General features: G+C 50.3%; 10 protein-coding genes and 1 tRNA gene. 5 read left to right on the top strand and 6 right to left on the bottom strand.

Going from position 1 to position 17,540, the window contains the following annotated elements; genetic code table 11:
• Positions 1 to 248: 248 nt before the first annotated feature.
• The 6 genes from FN124_RS29965 to FN124_RS29940 all read right to left on the bottom strand — a co-directional run bounded on the left by FN124_RS29965 (position 249) and on the right by FN124_RS29940 (position 8,739).
• A tRNA-Lys gene (locus FN124_RS29965) sits at positions 249 to 324 on the bottom strand.
• Positions 325 to 433: 109 nt separating this feature from the next.
• On the bottom strand, positions 434 to 2,914 hold the full coding sequence (locus tag FN124_RS29960; protein WP_142688478.1) for a glutaminase family protein: 2,481 nt from the start codon (positions 2,912 to 2,914) through the stop codon (positions 434 to 436).
• A gap of 315 nt (positions 2,915 to 3,229) precedes the next feature.
• Complete coding sequence (locus FN124_RS29955; RefSeq protein WP_142688477.1) at positions 3,230 to 4,528, bottom strand: hypothetical protein; 1,299 nt, start codon at positions 4,526 to 4,528, stop codon at positions 3,230 to 3,232.
• Between the two features lie 71 nt (positions 4,529 to 4,599).
• A complete protein-coding gene (locus tag FN124_RS29950; protein ID WP_142688476.1) occupies positions 4,600 to 6,885 on the bottom strand; it encodes a family 20 glycosylhydrolase in 2,286 nt (761 codons plus the stop codon).
• Positions 6,886 to 6,983: 98 nt separating this feature from the next.
• Complete coding sequence (locus tag FN124_RS29945; RefSeq protein WP_142688475.1) at positions 6,984 to 7,583, bottom strand: pseudouridine synthase; 600 nt, start codon at positions 7,581 to 7,583, stop codon at positions 6,984 to 6,986.
• A gap of 7 nt (positions 7,584 to 7,590) precedes the next feature.
• Entirely contained in the window at positions 7,591 to 8,739 is a 1,149-nt protein-coding gene (locus FN124_RS29940; protein WP_142688474.1) for a putative sensor domain DACNV-containing protein, read from the bottom strand.
• 236 nt (positions 8,740 to 8,975) lie between these two features.
• Here FN124_RS29940 and FN124_RS29935 point away from each other — a divergent pair, with 236 nt between their 5' ends.
• The 5 genes from FN124_RS29935 (at position 8,976) to FN124_RS29915 (ending at position 17,531) form a co-directional block, all read left to right on the top strand.
• Positions 8,976 to 9,560 (top strand): RNA polymerase sigma-70 factor, encoded by a 585-nt coding sequence (locus tag FN124_RS29935; RefSeq protein ID WP_142688473.1) that lies wholly within the window; start codon positions 8,976 to 8,978, stop codon positions 9,558 to 9,560.
• 66 nt (positions 9,561 to 9,626) lie between these two features.
• Positions 9,627 to 10,793, top strand: coding sequence for a FecR family protein (locus FN124_RS29930; RefSeq protein WP_142688472.1), 1,167 nt, complete (start codon positions 9,627 to 9,629; stop codon positions 10,791 to 10,793).
• A gap of 253 nt (positions 10,794 to 11,046) precedes the next feature.
• Complete coding sequence (locus FN124_RS29925; protein WP_142688471.1) at positions 11,047 to 14,436, top strand: TonB-dependent receptor; 3,390 nt, start codon at positions 11,047 to 11,049, stop codon at positions 14,434 to 14,436.
• A gap of 22 nt (positions 14,437 to 14,458) precedes the next feature.
• On the top strand, positions 14,459 to 16,342 hold the full coding sequence (locus FN124_RS29920; protein ID WP_142688470.1) for a RagB/SusD family nutrient uptake outer membrane protein: 1,884 nt from the start codon (positions 14,459 to 14,461) through the stop codon (positions 16,340 to 16,342).
• 28 nt (positions 16,343 to 16,370) lie between these two features.
• Complete coding sequence (locus FN124_RS29915; RefSeq protein ID WP_142688469.1) at positions 16,371 to 17,531, top strand: DUF5000 domain-containing lipoprotein; 1,161 nt, start codon at positions 16,371 to 16,373, stop codon at positions 17,529 to 17,531.
• The last annotated feature ends 9 nt before the right edge of the window (positions 17,532 to 17,540 follow it).

Below are 17,540 nucleotides of genomic sequence, written 5' to 3'. Positions count from 1 at the left end.
AATATAAAATCCCTTCTGGTAGCAGGGCCTCGATCAGAAGGCTAAAATTCTTATCCACGGCTATTAATCTTAATTGGGTGCAAAAAAACTATTTTTTTACATATCCCCCAACTTTTCAACTTGATCCCAACTTTTCAACTTGATCCTTACTTATCTTTTCACACATTTACCACTAAAAACAAAAAAACCTTGTAGAATCAGCTTCTACAAGGTTTTAATTACTTCAGAGTATTTACTTTTACTCCTGATGGTGATCCCCTTGGGACTCGAACCCAAGACCCATACATTAAAAGTGTATTGCTCTACCAACTGAGCTAGGGAATCATTTTAACGGACCGCAAAGATAATAATTTCTAAATCACTTCCAAATCCATTCTAAAAATTATACGCCCTTCCTACTCAACGCAGAAAGGGCGCAAATAAAGCAAATAAATCAACGAGACGCAGAAGCTGAAGACGTAGAAGCAGGATTAAACTTCGCATCCAGCATCTTCATAAAATACCCTCCCACTACGCTCCTCGCCTGGAATCCCACCATTTTTCCATCAGTGGTCTCATGCCAGTCGCTGAGTGGTACCCGTGTAGTCGTTTCCGTTACATAGGTGTACAATGGTGCAACGATAGCATTAAAGTCTGAAGAGTTATCCGTGAGCACTGCCGTCCACATGATCCAGTCGGATTTGGTGTAGGTTTTACGGCTGTCCAGTGGAAGGCCGTATTTATGCTGGTGCTTAAGATAGAAGCTGATTTCTTTCTTGTACACATCAGCAGGGAATAAGTCGAAGTTGAGCACTTTGTCCCATACCATGTTGTATTTCTGGCTCCAGGTGTTTTTGCTTTCGAAAGCAAGACTGAAATGATCGCCGTCATCAGCGAGTTTTACCCAGTTGGCAGCCATTTCTTTGGCGCTTTGTTCGTATTTGGCGGCAACATCGCTGAGGCCCTGCATTTTGGCCAGCATGGCGTAAGAGCGGATACCGGCAATAGCTTTCAGGGAAAGGTTGGTATTGCGTGCCAGGTGGCCGGCAAAGTCGTCCGTGCAAAGCTGGTTAGCGGGGTCAAAGCCTTCTTTCAGCAGGTATTCCGCCCAGGTGGTGAGCGTTTTCCAGTGTTTTTTGGCGTAGTTGGCGTTGCCTTCTGCGCGGGCAATAGCGCCGGCCAGTACCAGCATGTTACCGGATTCTTCTACCGGCATGCCTTCGCCGTAGGCTTGTCCGTTGGCCAGCGGGTAGGTACCCAGGTCATGGGCGGCGTAGGGCTCAGTGAATTTGCCGCTTTCGGAGAAGTAGAAGATCCCGTTCATCATGCCCTTCATCAGGTCGGGGTTGTAGATCAGGAACAGCGGGGCCGATGGATAGGTAACATCCACGGTATTGATACAGCCGTTGCTGAAGTTTTCTTTGGAAAGGAACAGGATATCGCCTTGGGGGCTTTTCGCCAGTTTGTGCGCGGAAATTGCCTGGCGATAGGCGAGTTCGCAGAGTTTGGCATAGGTTTCCCCGCCGGCGCTGATCGCGTCTTTACGCAGTTGTTCGTTGAACTTTTCGCATTTGCCTATGATAGTGGCGTAGTCTTTATAAGCGGCGTTCAGTTGTTTATCGATGGTTTGGGTGGCGTCGTTTTTCCACCATGCTTTCAGGTTGGTATTGAAATACTGTAAAGCATAGAGGTCATCGTAGCCGAGAAGGAACACCTGTTCTTTAGGCGTGCTTACTGCACCCAGGTTGATGGAGGTGCTCAGCACCAGCTGTTTGTCCAGTTCGGTGGTGGCGGTAGTGCCGTTGGCAAATGCTGCAATGGCATCACCGGCGGTGCTGATGTATTGTTGCGGGTGAGCTGCAGTAGGCGCTGCCACGTACATATAGCCCCAGTCGATACGCAGGTCGTCCCCTTTCTTTTTCAGGATGGGCTGTTCTTTGGTACCGGCTTTTAAAATGGAGAGCTGGCCATTGGTGTACCTGGAGGTGGTTACCGGTTGAGCAGGTGTGTTCACCGCAATATTAGTAGAGGCGCCAAAGTATACCTGCACCTGGTGGGGTGCGTTATCGTTGGAGCTTACTTTATAGGAGATGTAGGAAACGGGGCGCGACAGCAACATAAGGTCATCCATCAGCAGGGGCGATGTAAAGGTGAGCGTTACATCCGCTTTACCGCAGGTGAACTGGTAACTGGTTTGCGTGGCGTTGATGTTTACGGCTGTTTGCTTAGCGGTTTCTATGCCTTTGTTGCCCGGAGGAGGTAACAAGCGGGCAATGCCTGCATCCAGGAAAGCACCGCCGGCAGTGTTATGAATATGCACAGCCAGTATATTGCCTTTCTTCTTCAGCTTACTTTTTACAGCTTCTGACAGGGGCTTGTAAATATATTTGTTCAGCCAGCCTTTGTGTTTGTAAATCTCCTCGCCGTTCAGATATACCGTAATATTATCGTCATGGGAGATTTTCAGGAAGAGGTCTGCGGTGGCTACATCGCCGGCGTCGAACGTTCTCCTGGTCCAGAGCTCACGGCTTTCCCAGCGGGTGCCGCCTGAGCTCAGGTTATCGCCAAAAGGCGCCTGGCCTGTTTTCCAGGTATTGTCGTTGAAGGAGGACTGCTCCCATCCTTCTGCAGGGGCGGTTTCCGTGTATTTTACCTGGTAGGCCGCTTCATCGGTGGTGGCGGCTATTGCCTGGTAGCAGGCCTCGTTCTGGCCCAGTACGCGGTAGGTAATGCCATCTACCTTTACCAGCCCGGTAAGCGATTGGGTAGCGCCGGTCCAGTGTTTGGTGGTGCTGCCGTTCAGCTCGTCCGTGGCCGACCAGATGCTGAAATAAGGATCATGCGTGATCAGAGGATACGACGGCGCCTTCTGTTCCTGTGCTATTGCACTGCCGCCAATGCCCAGCAGGGCTAAAAATGCAAATGTTCTCACCATAACGTGATTTGATAAATCGATTAAGCGTAAAAAGTACAGTTAATAAAAGTATTACATTTTCCGGGGGATTCATAACCACTCATCATAAAAGTGCCCCGGTCACTTGTATATCGTCCATAACCGCAGTTAGTACCAGCTATCGAAAAAAAAATCTCCGGAGGAAAGAAAGGAAAATAAAAAAGCGCAAACCCTACTTCCGCCTTGGAGGCCCTGAGAAGCCTTGTCAGTACGTTTTCGGATCTGCGCGTATCTTAAATTAATTAAACACCGTGCATGTAAGGAGCGCAAAAATACACTTTTGCATCAAATTCTTCATCATCCCGGAAAAAAAGTAAACCATTCAGGGTGGGAACGGATCAATACTGCAATCCCCCATATGAGTGCGGCCATACCCAATGCGCCCCATGCTTTTCTATTCTTCCAGCTCCAACCCAATATCACCGGCAGCTCCCAGTACTTGATCAGCACATACAGTAATAAACCGCCCATGCCGGTCCAGGTAAGTAACAGCTGCCCCAGCTGGGCGCCCGTTACTACTACTGTAAAAAGAAAGCCCAGGGTAACCACCTGCAGCCAGATATAGTTTTTGCCACCGCTGTGGATCACGTCGGCAATGGAAATAAACAGTAACGCCATTACCAGGAAAATGGTGAGCATCAGTAAGGCCTCCTTCAGCAACACGGGCAGCAGTAACAACAGCACCCACACTACCAGGGAAATAATAACATAGGTAGCGGCACGCTGGTCTTTTGCCCGCAGCCGTTCATAGGAAAAAGGAAACAGCAAACGGCTCAATGCCTTTTCCATGTTCCGTAGCGGCGGTAAGGTAAATATGCCCACCATGGCAGGCACAATCACTTCATATGGGTACCAGGCATCCGGACAAACCTGCATCACCCACCACACCGCAACGGAGGTAAGGAGCGCCGGTACGGATACATATAAAAAAACCTGTAACGGTGTATTGTAATGATCAAAGCTCTGCAGGATAATATGTGTGTACTGCTTTGCAAAGTAACGGCGTGTAAGGATGGCCGTTAGTTGGGTCCATAGCAGCACCAGCCCTACGTGGATCACAATGGTACGGAGTATCAGCCCGGGGATGAAAGGGCCCCAGTAAATACCTGCCAGGGCTACTGCCAGTAACTCCCAGCTAAGCATCTGCGGAGAAAATAACTTCCGGAACAAAGGGTAAAAATTCCGGAGCAACCATTGCCACGCTCCCGGTAAATATCTCCCGATCAACTGCACCGCCGCAAAAGCGGCTACCAGCGCGGCCAGGCCCAGCAACAACCTTGAAGCGGTGAACACGCCCCTGAGCGCCTGCAACCGGGAAGGCTTCCTGATATCATAGCTGAGCGTGGTGTTATTCAACAGCTCTGTTGCCAGCACTTTACCCTGTTCAGGGGTAATAGCGCCTAACGCCGGCTGGTGCACGCGCCAGAAGCTATCCGCCTCCGCAGGAGTGGCCCAGGTGTTTAGGGTACCGTATTGATACAACAATGTTTTTTGCTCGGAATTAAGAGAGGCCAGGATCTTCGCTAACGCCGCATCTGTTGCGGATGCCGGCAGTGCAAAGGTTAACAGGAACAGGAATATTTTTATAATGCGCATAGCTGGTATTAAAAATAACAAAAACGGGCAGCTTACCGCCACCCGTTTCCTATATTTTTAAATAATCTTTTTTACAGCCCCGCTCCCAGCCAGCTATCCGGCACGGGTTGCAGCTTGCTGCCATTCAGGCTGTATTCCAGCTTCAGCGTGTATCCGCCCCCGCCTTCTACAAAGGCTACCTTTATAGGGTGCCAGCCTTTTTCCAGGGCCACCTGCCCGCTTTTCTGGAACGGTGCATGCCAGCCATCGTTGTTCACCACTTCCTGGTCGTCTATATATAAAATAGCGCCGTCATCTGCGGTGAGATAAAAGCTGTAGATGCCGGTGGTGGGTACATTGATGTAGCCGTACACCTTTGCGCCAAAGGGGCCGCCGCCTTTGCCCATACCTTCGGGGATGATGGCGTTGCTTACGCGGATGGAGCTGTCGGCCTGCTCTTTGATCTTTGCTGCGCTTTTGTAAGTACCCTCAAAATAATCCAGCTTCAGACCGGGCCGCGCATCTTTTACCACGGTAGATTTGAGATAGGCTTCCTTGCGGTAACGAAGGTTATAAATATCACCGCGATTACCCGTCGGGCTGAAAGCCGCCAGCTTTATGGATTGCGGCTCGCGGATCACATAGTTACCGGGCAGTATTTTGGAATGGGCATCGGGGATGCTACCATCGGTGGTATAGCGGATAGTCATGTCCGTTAGTGGCTTCTGTACGTGCAGGGTTACGTTGTCTACAAATACATTGTCTTCCGTAAAACCGTCCAGGTCTGGCAGGCGGTAATGTACTCCCAGCAGGTCCAGGCGTTTGTAATGTGCGTTGAGCCGTTGCAGGTAGCTGTCGTAGTTGGAATGATTGGTCCAGGTAACTTCCGCCAGGGCGGTCATGCGGGGCATGAACATATAATCGGCCCGCTTTTCAGAAGGGATATATTCCGTCCATATATTGGCCTGTGCGCCTATAATATTTTTTGCTTCCTCCGTGGTTAATCCTTTTGGCACCGGGTTGAAATGATATACATTATAAATGGAATTGCGATCGGGAACGGCATCAAAATACAGCGGGTTGCCCGGCGTCATAATCACTGTATTACCATGTTTGGCTGCTTTAATAGGCGCATCCGGCACCCAGGCCCGCCAGTACATCAGCACCGCGGTAGGACTGATCCCTCCTTCCAGTATTTCATCCCAGCCAATAAGCACTTTGCCTTTGGAGTTGAAAAATTTCTCCATCCGCTTTACAAAATAGCTCTGTAGTTCTTCTACGGTTTTCAGGTTATTGGCCTTCATCACATCGGCACATGCGGGAGAAGCCGCCCAGCTGGTTTTTTCTACTTCATCGGCGCCCAGGTGAATGTATCTGGAAGGAAACAAAGCGGCTATCTCTGTAAAGATATCTTCCGCAAAAGAAAAAGTAGATTCATTGCAGGGGCAAATGGGTGTTGAAAAATTCTTGCCCCAACCCACTTCACCGCTGCAGGTAAGGAAAGGATACGAGCGGATAGCCGCCATCATATGACCGGGCATATCTATTTCAGGGATAATTTCCACCTGCCGGTCGGCCGCATAGCGGATAACATCCTTCATCTGCTCCTGTGTATAAAAGCCGCCATACAGGGTTTTGCCATCTTTTTTGATGATATGCTGCGGATCGATGGCCATGTCAGGATTATCCTTGGCCTTCTGCATACAAACGGAATCCTGGTTGTTAAACTCTCTCCAGGCGCCCTGGGAAGTAAGCAACGGGTACTTTTTTATTTCAATGCGCCAGCCCTGGTCGTCGGTCAGGTGCAGGTGCAGTTTGTTCATTTTGTATAAGGCCAGCAGGTCGATGAATTTTTTAAGATAATCCACGGAGAAGAAATGCCGGGATACATCCAGGTGCATGCCGCGCCAGCTATAGGCGGGATGGTCTTTCACCAGCATAGCGGGGATAGCTATACGCTTCAGCGTATGCGCACCTTCAATGCCGGCCGGCATCAGCTGCCTCAATGTTTGAATGGCGCGGAAAAAACCTGTAGCGGTGCGGGCGGTGATCAATAGCTGTTGTGCGCTCACCTCCATAGTGTAATCCTCCTCTCCTGCCAGTGCAGGGTTCTGCTGTACAACAATGGCGCCTTTTGCCGCCTGTTTCGCCACCGGCAAAGCCTTGCCCAGTGCCTGCTTCAATAATGCCTGCAGCTGCGCCGTTTCTGTAGGGAAGCCTGCGGGCACTACCAGCTTTGTGGCAGGCGTGATCACAAACTGCCCCGCCCTGGCCTCCAGTTGCTGCGGGTAAGGAATCAGGGGATAACGCGCAGATTGCGCGAAAGTTGCCTGCAGCAATAAGCACAAAGCACCTGCAAGCCAGAAAGTCTTCTTCATAAAATGTTTCGTTATAGCATGATGTCCGGGTGGCAAACCTAATAAGAAACCCGTCAGAAAACTAATGGGATCTTCGCTTATCATGCAGTTATCTTGCGTTAATCTTTGTAGTCGGTGATCTTCAGCAACCGGAAAAAAGCTTCTTCCGGCAGCTCCTTTACCTCCCCCGGTTGCAGGTTGCCCAGCAGCAGGTTCTCAATAGATACGCGTATAAGCCGCTGGCAGCGGTGGTTTACGGCGCCTACCATTTTACGCACCTGGTGAAACTTGCCTTCGGTTAAAGTGATCAGCAGCCAGGTATGCGGTGCATTCACGGGCAGTTCCCGCGGATGATCGAACAATCCTGCCGGTCGCTCTACTATTTCTATGCGGCAGGGCGTGGTGATATACTCCGCGCCATCGGCCACACAAATAGGCACGCCTTCTTTTAAGCGCTGCAGGGTAACAGGGCTCATATGTCCTTTTACTTTTACCAGGTAAGTTCTTTCATGGGGCGCTGCGCCCTGGAACAATAACCGTGTTACCTTTTTATTGGTGGTTAAGATGAGCAGTCCTTCGGAGTCATTATCCAACCTACCTATGGCATGCGTGCCCTCGGGAAAATCGAACAACAGATCGCCCAGCAACCGCACTTCATGCGAGCTGACAAACTGCGACACCATGTCAAAAGGCTTGTTTATAATGAAGTATCTGTGCATAAATATGTTATATCAGCAGGATATCGATCCGGTGCGCCTGTACCAGCTGCTGTTGTTCCGACCAGGAAAATACGGTAAAGTAACCATCCTGAGAGGCTACCAGCGCAATTGAATCGTGCTGGTCGTGCACAAACTGTGCGGCCGATAAGTGCCTGGTGCCGCCGATGGCAGACGGATGTATCAGCGCCGGCACACCGCCTTCCACGGGCTCGGTAAGCAGTACTTTATCGATAGGCCAGGCATCTTTGGCCCGGGTGATCTTGGCGCCAAAGGCCAGCAGCTCCTGCTGGTCGTTTACGATGGTGGCGCCGTCTACCGCGGTCAGGCCGGTGATATTTTCCACCTCCCGGCGCAGCGCATTCTGCCAGAAGATCTCGGTAACGCTTTTGCCGTCGTATTTCAGCAGGTCGGCCACCCCGGAAAAAGCCGGGTGGATGGGGTATTGCAGCGGGTGGATGATAGATTCCCGCCAGGCGTCGCTGTTGGAAGGCGTTACCAGTAATATGCCGCCGCGCTTATGCGCGCGCATAGACACGGCTATCTGTATCAGTACGTTTACACTGTTGTTCCATAAACAGGAAGGCGTTAAACCCAGTAAGGACCTGAGTATAGGCGGACTGTCGGGCAACAGCCCGCTGTCTTCATTCACCACCTTTACCTGGTCGCCCCGCAGCATGGCCACGTTGGTGAACTTGCCCAAACCTGCCGCACGACGGTGTTTCACCACCAGCAGGCCCGGTTCGGATACATCCAGCACAAAACAAAGATTAGGCAGTTTTATAGTAGTGCCCCATACATATAGTTCATCGCCCACCGGCCAAACGCCGATGTGGATGCCCGGCCGTTCTACGCCCGGCGCCAGTTTGGTGAGCAGCTGCGGCGTAAGGGGCAGCGGTTCCGCAAAAAGTAATGGCTTACCGGCCTGTGTAGGAGGTAAAAAAGCCAGGGAGATGCGGATAGGGTTTCCTTCCTCCTTCCGTAAACTGGCCCAGAAGGCTACGTCAATAATTTTCTCTACCTGCCGGGCTGCCGGTACCGTGGCGAGATCATCCTCTCCATTTTGCCTGGCAGCGCAGAGATGTTTCTTAAAATGTGCTTCTATAGTTGCAGACACCTTTGCGGCGGCCTGGTATGTTGCTTCACTTGCTATTTCCATAAGTCCTTTGTCACATTTAATCGTCCTATATTATAGTATTAAACCGCTAATTTAAATCATTTCGGGATAGCAGGCGGTGGTTACCCGCAGGGAACCACCGCCCAATGTTTTGGTAAATGTGGTAGACGGTTATTCCTGCTACATTTACTAAAAGATAAAATACTATTAATAGCGGCTAATATACGGTTAACAACCTATCTATAAATCAAGTAATTTGGTTGTACTTGTAACCACGTATGGAAATTAACACCTACAATGAAAGGGAGCTTTTATTGAGCCTCGCTCAGGGCAATGATCATGCCTTTGCGGATGTATTCCATCACTACCGTCACCGTATATACGCTATTGCTTTCCGTCTTTTAAACTCTGCTTCCCTGGCGGAAGATATTCTACAGGATGTTTTTATGAAGATGTGGATGAAGCGGTATGAGCTTCACGAGATCAGTCACTTCAAGGCCTATCTTTTTACTGCTACGCGCAATCATATTTTTACTTCCCTGAAGCTGCTGGCCCGTGAACAGCTCATGGAATCTGAGCTATCCGCCGCCATGGTGCATGAAGTAAGGGACGCCCATATCCTTTACAAGGAATATGAGCAGATCCTGCAACATGCTATTGCACAGCTTCCGCCCCAACAGGGACTGATCTATAAGCTCAGCAAGGAAGAAGGGCTGAAAAGAAATGAAATTGCCGACCGCCTGCAGCTGAGCCCCGAAACCATTAAAGTGCACCTGGCTAATGCCATGCGCTCTATCCGTGCTTTTTGCCTCACCCGGATGGATCTCAACACCTTCCTTATCCTCTTATGGGTATGCAGTTAAAACTTTTTTTTAAACGCACTAACCCATCCACCCCACTTTATAGTCTCCTTAATCAAATAGCTATTCATGACAGTATCCCGATTCAGGTACCTGTTTAACCGTTACTATTCCCGGCAATGTACACCGGAAGAACAACAGGAATTTATGCGCCTGATGGAACAACCGGCATACGACGAAGAATTGAAGCAACTGCTGGACGATCTGCTCCTGGAGTCCGACGAAGAAACCGGCGCTATGCCGGACGATACTGCCGCCAACATGCTCCGCCACATTATGCAAACCGGCACTGCTGCTCCGCAGCCGACTCCCGTTCGCACTATACCTATGTGGCAGCGTGTAGCCGTTGCCGCCTGTGTGCTGGCCGCTATTGCGATAGCGGGGTATAAAATTTATGTAAACAACAAAGTGGTGAATATGCCCGTTGCCAGCAACCATGCCCCTGCATCTAAAAAAGAGGATGGCGCCCGCCTGGTACGTGGCGACGGCTCGGTGATTGACCTGGAACATTATAAAGATACCGCCATGGATGTACAATCCGGCGTATCCGTAAACCGCCAGGGCAATACCCTTTCCTATACCAGCAATGCTGCCGTTACACCTACCATCAATACCCTGTATACCAATAAAGGAGGCACCTACCAGCTGGTACTGCCGGATGGCACCAAGGCATGGCTGAACGCTGCTTCGTCCATCCGTTTCCCTACCGCATTTACAGACAGCACCCGGGAAGTAACCATCCAGGGAGAAGTATATTTTGAAATAGCACAACAGGCCAGCCAGCCCTTTATTGTAAAAACCAATACCATAGAAATTGCGGTTCTGGGCACTCACTTTAACGTGATGGCTTATGAAGAGGAACAAAATATCTGCACCTCGCTGCTGGAAGGCGCCGTTAACGTGATCAGCGGCAGCACCGTAAGGCTCATAAAACCGGGCCAGCAGGCGCTGGTGAACAGGGAGCACAAAGGCATCAGCATCAGCAACGCCGATGTGGATGCGGCCATTGCCTGGAAAGAGGGGCGCTTTGAGTTCAATGGCAACATCAAAAGTATTATGCGTGAACTGGCCCGCTGGTACGATGTACAATTTATTTATGAAGGGGAAATCACCAACAGGGCCTTTGCCGGCACCTTCTCCCGGCAGGATAGCCTGGAAGATATTTTACGCACACTGGAATTAACAGGCAGCATTCATTTCAATATCAACGATAAAACAATTATAGTAAGTCCATAAAAAAACCACGCGTATCTTTTAGTTATGAAGAAAAACAGACATCAGCCAAAATCAGCAACAGCTTAGCATTCAGCTTTTATTACCGACAGTGAATAACCATTAGCGGCCTGCACGCTCTGGCGTAGCTATGCCTTTATGTACCGTCATCAACCTTAATTAACATGCTAAATCGCAGTAACAAATGATGCAAACTTTTCAGCAAGTCCGCCGTACCCGGTGGCATGTTTCATCAAACCAAAAACTATTATGCTTTATGAAACTAACCTTCCTGCTGCTATTGTCGGCCATACTCCAGGCACATGCCACCGGCTATGCGCAGCCCGTTACACTCCACGTAAAAGCAGCTCCGCTCATGGAGGTGATCAAATCAATCCGCAAACAAACCGGTTATGTATTTGTGTTTGATCTGCAGATGGTAGACAACGCCAACCCGGTGAGCGTTTCACAGGAAAATGTATCGCTGGAACAACTATTGGAAGAAGTGTTCAGGGATCAGCCGCTTACCTGGACCATCGTTAAAAAAACGATTGTACTTAAAAAGAAACCGCTCATTACCGCTGCCGCTTCCACGGCCGCCGTGCGCATAAAAATAAAAGGACAGGTAACGGAAAGCAACGGCACTCCCATGGTAGGCGTTACGGTAGTGAATAAAACATCGCGCACCAACGCCCTTACAGATGAACTGGGTATTTTCACCATTGAAGCCAATATAGGCGACAGCCTCCTGTTCACCATGGTGGGCATGCAGCCCGTAGCCGTACAGGTAAAAAATGATAAGCTGCTTAAAATAACCATGCAGCAAAAAGTATCGGATGTGGGAGAAGTAGTGGTAGTAGCTTACGGTACACAAAAGAAAACCAGTATGGTGAGCGCGGTGACCAGCATCAATCCCAAAGAACTGAAAGGACCTACCAGTAACCTTACCACTATGCTGGCCGGCCGTCTTTCGGGTGTAATATCCTACCAGCGCAGCGGGGAGCCCGGCAGGGATAATGCCAGCTTCTTTATACGCGGTATTACCACTTTTGGTACGGGTAAGGTAGATCCGCTTATCCTCATTGATGGAATGGAATCCAGCACCAACGACCTGGCCCGCTTACAGCCGGATGATATTGCCGGGTTCTCTATCCTGAAAGATGCTACCGCCTCCTCCCTCTATGGGGCCAGGGGCGCCAATGGCGTGGTACTGGTAACTACCAAATCCGGCGTGGAAGCAAAAACATCTTTCAATGCCCGCTTCGAAAACTCTATCTCCAGCAATACCCGCAACTTCAAATTTGCAGACAATATCACTTATATGAAGCTGGCGAATGAAGCGGTGCTTACCCGTTTCCCATTGCAGGATGTACAATACTCCCAATCAAAAATTGATCATACCGCCGCCGGCGATGACCCGCTGCTGTATCCTAACAATAACTGGATAGAACAGCTGATCAAAGACTATACCGTGAACCAGCGCACCAACTTCAACCTGAAAGGCGGCGGAAAAGTAGCGCAGTTCTATATTGCAGGTACCTATAACGTAGACAATGGCGTACTGAACGTAGATAAGCGGAATAATTTCAACAGCAACATCAAACTAAAAAATTATTCGCTGCGCTCTAACGTAAACATTAACCTCACCCCTACCTCACAGGCTATTGTGCGCACCTACGGGCAGTTCGACGATTACAACGGCCCTGTAGGCGGCGGTGCCGGCCTCTTTTCGCAAACGGTATGGGCCAACCCGGTGATGTTTCCCGCGGTATACCCCGCCAGCTATGCACCACAACTGAAACATCCATTGTTTGGTAACGCCGTAAAACCAGGCTTTAACAGCCTTCCCGGCGACGGCGGCAACCTTTATAATAACCCTTACGCCAACTCCGTTTCCGGTTACCAGCAGTATAACACCTCTACCCTGCTGGTGCAGGTGGAACTGAAGCAGGACTTCAAATTCCTGCTGCCAGGCCTCACCGCCCGCATGATGGGCTACACGGAGCGCTACTCCTATTTTGATGTAACACGCCGTTACACGCCTTATTTCTATACCATGAAGTACGACCAGTTCACCAAAGAACCACAGCTTACTTCGCTCAATACCAACGGTACGGAATACCTGGGCTATGAGCCCGGTAATAAAATGCTGAACACTACTGCCTATATGGAAGCTGCCGTGAACTATAACCAGCAGTTCAATAAAGTACATAACGTTTCCGGCATGCTCATTGGCCTGGTACGCAACTACCTCACCGCCAATGCAGGCACATTGCAAACATCGCTACCGCACCGTAACCAGGGCGTTTCCGGCAGGTTCACCTACGATTACGACAGCCGCTACCTCGCGGAATTTAACTTCGGCTACAACGGCTCTGAAAGGTTTGCCAGCAACCACCGCTTTGGATTCTTCCCTTCCGCCGGTATTGCATGGAACCTCCAGAACGAAGCCTTCTTTAAACCACTCACCAGAACAATAGATAAACTGAAACTCCGTGCCACTTACGGCCTTGTGGGCAACGACCAGATAGGCAATGAAAACGACCGTTTCTTCTACCTCTCTGATGTAAATATGAACGACGCGGGTAAAGGCGCCACCTTCGGTGAAAGAAGAAGTTACTCCCGCCCCGGCGTATCCGTGAACCGGTATGAGAACCGGGATATCACCTGGGAGAAATCCTACAAAACAAACCTCGGTATGGAACTGGGCCTGTTCAACGCCATGAACATTACCCTGGATGTATACCAGGAACACCGGAAAAACATCCTCATGACCCGCAGCACCATTCCCAACACCATGGGGCTGAATGCCTACACACAGGCCAATGTGGGCGAGGCCTCCGGTAAAGGTGTGGATCTCTCGGTCGACTATACGAAAAGCTTTAACAACAATTCCTTTGTGCAGTTCCGCGGTAACTTCACCTACGCTACCAGCAAACTGCTGGTAAATGAAGAGCCCATTTACCCTGAAGCATACCGCTCCCGCGTTGGACATTCCCTTTCCCAGACCTGGGGCTATATAGCAGAAAGACTATTTGTAGATGAACAGGAAGTAGCCAATTCCGCCTACCAGAACTGGGGACAGGCAGTAATGGGCGGCGATATCAAATACCATGATGTAAACGGCGACGGGCAGATCAACGCTTCCGATGCTGTGCCCATCGGCCTGCCCACCACCCCGGAAATCACTTATGGGTTCGGGTTCTCCTTTGGCTACAAACAGTTCGACCTGAGCTTCTTCTTCCAGGGCTCTGCGCGTTCCTCTTTCTGGATCAGCTCTTACGAGATATCTCCTTTTGTGCTCAACGGCGGCGGCCAGCACGGCCTGTTACAGGCTATTGCCGACGACCACTGGAGCGAAAGTAACCGCAACCTCTACGCCATGTGGCCACGCCTCAGCGATTACTTTGTGAACAACAATAACCAGACTTCCACCTGGTGGATGCGCAGCGGTGATTTCCTCCGGTTAAAATCGCTGGAAATGGGATACACATTTCCCAAAAGCCTGCTGGACCGCGTACACATGACCAACGCCCGCATCTACGCCAATGCCTCCAACCTTTTTGCGCTCAGCAAATTTAAAACCTGGGATGTTGAAATGGGCGGCAACGGCCTTGGCTATCCTGTGCAAAGGGTTATCAATATGGGAATAACACTGGGACTTTGATTCACCGTTTAATGATGCAAAAATGAAACAAACCAATACATACAATATACGCCGCCTCCTGCAATGGTGCATACTATGCGTACTGCTGCTTTCCGCTTCCTGTAAGAAATTCCTGGACGTGGTGCCGGATAACGTGGCCACCATCGACAACGCATTTACCATGCGCGCAGAAGCAGAAAAGTACCTGTTCACCTGCTACTCTTACCTGCCCAGTAGTGCAGACCTTTCCAGCAACCCCGCACTGGTGGCCGGCGACGAGTTCTGGATGGTACGCCCCTACAGCACCAGCGAAACGCCCTGGCAGATAGCGCAGGGGTTCCAGAGCGCCAACAACGTGTATATGGCTACCTGGGGCCAGTATTACAGGGCGCTGCGCGATTGTAACATCTTCCTGGAAAATATTCATAAGGTGGTAGATATGCGGCAATCTGAAAAAGACCGCTGGAGCGCGGAAGTAATTTTCCTCAAAGCCTATTACCATTGGCTGCTGCTACGCCAGTATGGCCCTATCCCGGTGATCCGCTACAACCTTTCCATTTCCAGCACTGCGGAGGAGACCAAAGTGCCGCGGGAACATGTGGATACGGTGTTTAATTATATTGCTCATTTGCTGGATACTGCTGCTGCCGGGCTGCCGGAAATTATTGCAGACAGGTCCACAGAACTGGGCCGCATTACAAAACCCATTGCCATGGCTATTAAAGCAAGGGTATTGGTTACCGCTGCCAGTCCGCTGTTCAATGGCAATACCGATTATATTGCCTTTAAAAATGCAGACGGCAGCCCCCTGTTTAATACCACCTACAACGCCGATAAATGGAAAGTGGCCGCCGATGCCTGTAAAGCAGCCATCGATGAATGCGAGGCTACCGGCAACCTCCTTTACACCTTCAGCCAGCTGGGGGTAACGCTGTCGGATACACTGACAAAGCAGATGTCGATACGTAATAGTCTTTGTGAGCAATGGAACCCCGAGATCATCTGGGCCAACCCTTCCCGCAGCACCTATGAAATGCAGCGGCAGGCCATGCCCCGCCTCGATCCTGCACGCATAGGCAACGAATCGGTACTGGGCAGCCTGGCCCCTACCATGAAAATTGCCGAACAGTTTTATACAGATAAGGGCGTGCCTATGAATGAAGATAAAACCTTCGATTATGCCGGTCGCCTGAAACTCCGAACCGCCGTGAAAGCAGAAGGTGAACTGATCCAGGAAGGATACACCACCGCGGCCATGCACTTCAACCGGGAGCCACGCTTTTATGCTGACCTGGCATTTGACGGCGCTATGTGGATGATGCAAAAGAAAACATTCCACATAGAATCCAAAGCAGGCCAGTGGCAAACCCGCAAAAACATTTATGATAATAACACCACCGGCTACTTCGCGAAGAAACTGGTGAACTGGAAAAACGAGATCCTCGAAGGACAGGGTCTTTTCATAGAAGACCATCCCTGGCCTGAAATGCGGCTGGCCGACCTGTACCTGTTATACGCCGAAGCATTAAATGAAGAACAGGGCCCACAACCGGCTGCCTTCACTTACATCGATAAAGTAAGGGACCGCGCCGGGCTGAAAGGCGTACAGGCCTCCTGGACCGCCTACTCCAAGCAACCGGCCAAGTTCCAGACCAAAGAAGGTTTCCGCCAGATCGTGCAGCAGGAAAGACTGATAGAACTGGCCATGGAAGGCTCCCGCTTCTGGGACCTGCGCCGCTGGAGAAGAAGTATGGAAGAACTGAACAAATCTGTTACAGGATGGGATGTGGAGCAGTCGGACCCCGTGTTCTACTACCGTGTAAGAACACTGTACCGGCAAACATTCCAGACCCGCAACTATTTCTGGCCCATCGAAAACTGGGACCTGCTCAACAATCCTAAACTGGTGCAGGGCTTTGGATGGTAATCTTTCATTTACTAAAACCGTACGCAACATGAACATCAATAAATATATACTGCCTATCGCCTGCCTGTTGCTGGCAGCAGCCTGTAAAAAAGAAACCCATCAGCCGGTAAATACCTCCGGCGAAAAACCGGGCGTGATCACCAATCTTAATGTGACCAATATGCCCGGCGCTGCAAAGATCACCTACAGCCTGCCTGATAACAAAGATATCCTGTATGTGAAGGCCGTGTATGATATACGGAAGGGAGAGAAACGCGAAATAAGATCATCTTACTATAATAACTTCCTGGTAGTGGACGGCTTTGGCGATACCGCCACCCACGAGATTTCATTATACGTGGTAAGCAGGAATGAAACTGCTTCCGACCCGGTTACCACGAAGATCAAACCACTATCGCCCCCTATGCTGAACGTCCGGAAATCGCTGGAAATAAAAGCAGATTTCGGCGGTATCAATATCAGTTTTAAGAATGATACCAAAGCAGATATCGCCATCGTAACGCTTACCACCGACTCCACCGGCGTATTCGGCTCCACCGATGTGCATTACACCAAACTGCAAAGCGGCAACTATTCCATCAGAGGCTTTGCCGCAGAGAAAAGGAAGTTTGGTTTTTATGTGCGCGACCGCTGGGGCAACCAGTCGGACACCATTATACAGGAGCTGCTGCCCATCTTTGAAAAGCTGTTGGATAAAGCAAATTTCAAAGAAGTAAAATTACCGGGAGATGTGGATTATGGCTGGGGCCTTCCTATCCCCAATCTCTGGAACGGCACCTTATGGCATTCGGCAGATAAGCTCGATGGCATGCCCATGTCCATCACCTTTGACCTTGGCGTTACTGCGCAACTGAGCCGCATCACCCTGTGGCAACGCCCCAACGAATGGATCTATCTGCAGAACAACGTGCGCAAATTTGAAATATGGGGCTCCACCAATCCCGCCTCCGATGGCAGCTGGGACAGCTGGACCCGCCTGGTGGAACACACCGTGATCAAGCCCTCCGGCCTGCCGGTAGGACAAAAAACACAGGATGATATAGACGCCAGCATTGCCGGTGAACAAATGACCGTACCACTGGATGCACCGCGCGTAAGGTATATCCGAATAAAAATACTCCGCACCTGGACCGATGGCGGATATGCCGCCAACATCCAGGAAATGAAGTTCTGGGGTAACGACAAATGATGATCATCT

It is taken from the genome of Chitinophaga polysaccharea, from assembly GCF_902150045.1.
Classification (GTDB): Bacteria; Bacteroidota; Bacteroidia; order Chitinophagales; family Chitinophagaceae; genus Chitinophaga; species Chitinophaga polysaccharea_A.
Note: the sequence above shows the minus strand (reverse complement) of the source record. Positions and strands in the feature narration are given on the sequence as shown.